Annotated in this window: 1 protein-coding gene and 1 pseudogene; both read left to right on the forward strand. The window is 77.6% G+C overall.

Annotated elements, in window-relative coordinates:
- Positions 1-7 precede the first annotated feature (7 nt).
- Complete coding sequence (rpmC, locus tag AB0I15_RS66810) at positions 8-250, forward strand: 50S ribosomal protein L29 (protein ID WP_358121191.1); 243 nt, start codon at positions 8-10, stop codon at positions 248-250.
- Positions 247-1,693, forward strand: a pseudogene (locus tag AB0I15_RS66815) (LuxR family transcriptional regulator); the annotation flags it as partial. The gene rpmC and the pseudogene AB0I15_RS66815, both read left to right, overlap by 4 nt.

Below are 1,693 nucleotides of genomic sequence, written 5' to 3' on the forward strand. Positions count from 1 at the left end.
CGGCGAGCTGCGAGTGGAAGACCAGGACACCCTGGTCCAGAAGCTCAAGGAAGCCAAGGAGGAGCTGTTCAACCTCCGCTTCCAGGCGGCGACCGCCGCGCCTGGCACCTCGCCGCGGCCACGCTCGGTCAGGACGAGGCCGTCGCCGCCGCACTCGCCGAGACCGCCGCACGGGCCCGCGACCACGGCGGGTACGCCGACGCCGCCACCGCCCTGGTCAGAGCCTCCGGCCTCACCCCCGACCCCTTGACCAGGGCGGTACGGCTCAAGGACGCGGCCGTCTCCGCCTGGCTCGGCGGCCGCCCCGGCCAGGCGGAGTCCCTGCTGGCCGAGGCCCGCGAGCACGCCGGCCGCGACTCCGGCCTGGACGCGGAGCTCACCCAGCTACGGGGCCGGTTCGAGCTCAACTCCGGCAACGCCGCCGAGGCCATGCGCATCCTGGCCTCGGGCAGCGGCCTGACCCTCCCGGCGGCCCGCTCCCACCCGGCCTCGGCCGAGAGCCCCACCGATGAGCCGCCCGGCACCCCGCGAACGACCCCGCGAACGACCCTGCAAACGACCCCGCTGACGACCCCGCTGACGACCGCGCTGACGACCGCGCTGACGACCGCTCGAACGAGCGTGGCAGGGCCCCGTGCCGCCGTCACGGGAGGGCCCGGGGTTCTCGGCCTGCTGGCCGATGCCTGGGAGGCCGCCTCGTCCGTGGGGGACAGCGCCGCCATCGTCGAGATCGGGCGGCACGCGGCCACGTTCCCCGAGGGCTTCCTGCGCGACGTCCTGGCCGGCGTGGGCGCGATGCTCGCCGGCGGCACCGGGCACGACCTTCTCCGGCGGGCGCTCGGACGTACGGGGGAGCTGCGGGAGGCGGCCGAGTTCCTGTGGGCCGCGGCGGCGGCCAGCTATCTGGGTGAGGCCGATCTGTCCGCCGAGCTGATCGGCAGGGCCGGGCGGGTGGCCCGGATGTCGGGGATGGTGGGGCAGTTGCCGGTGGTGCTGGAGTTCGTGGCCACCGCCGAGCGGATCGACGGGCGGCTGGCCGAGAGCCAGGCCGTCTCCGAGGAGGGGCTGGAGCTGGCCCGCGAGGCCGGGTACGCCAACACCGTGGCCGCCCACCTGGCCAACCTCGCCGCCCTGGCCGCCCTGCGGGGCGAGGAGGAGCCGTGCCGCCGCCACGCCCAGGAGGCGCTGGCCATCGCCCTCCCCCATCGGGTGGGCCTGCGGGCCGGGGTGGCCTCGTACGCGCTGGCCATGCTGGACCTGGGCCTGGGCCGGTTCGCGGCGGCGCACGACCGGTTCGCCGGGCTCGTGACCGCCGGCCCCGGGGCCGGGCATCCGACCGTGGTGTGGCGTTCGACGCCGGACCGGATCGAGGCCGCCGTGGGCGCGGGGGAGGCGGCGGCTGCCGGGGCGGCGCTGGAGGCGTACGAGCGGTGGTCGGCGCACGCCGGGACGGCGGAGTCGCGGGCCCTGCTCGCCCGCTGCCGGGCCCTGGCCGGTCCGGAGGGCGGCGACGAGGCGGTCATCGGGGCGCTCACCGTGGCCCTGCGGCTGCACGCCAACCCGTTCGAGGCGGCCAGGACCGCGCTGCTGCTGGGTGAGCGCCTGCGCCGCGCGCACCGGCCGGGCGAGGCGCGGGCGCACCTGAGGACGGCGTTGGAGACGTTCCGGCTGGCGGGCGCGGGGCCGTGGGCGC

This window comes from Nonomuraea sp. NPDC050643 (assembly GCF_040654715.1).
GTDB lineage: Bacteria > Actinomycetota > Actinomycetes > Streptosporangiales > Streptosporangiaceae > Nonomuraea.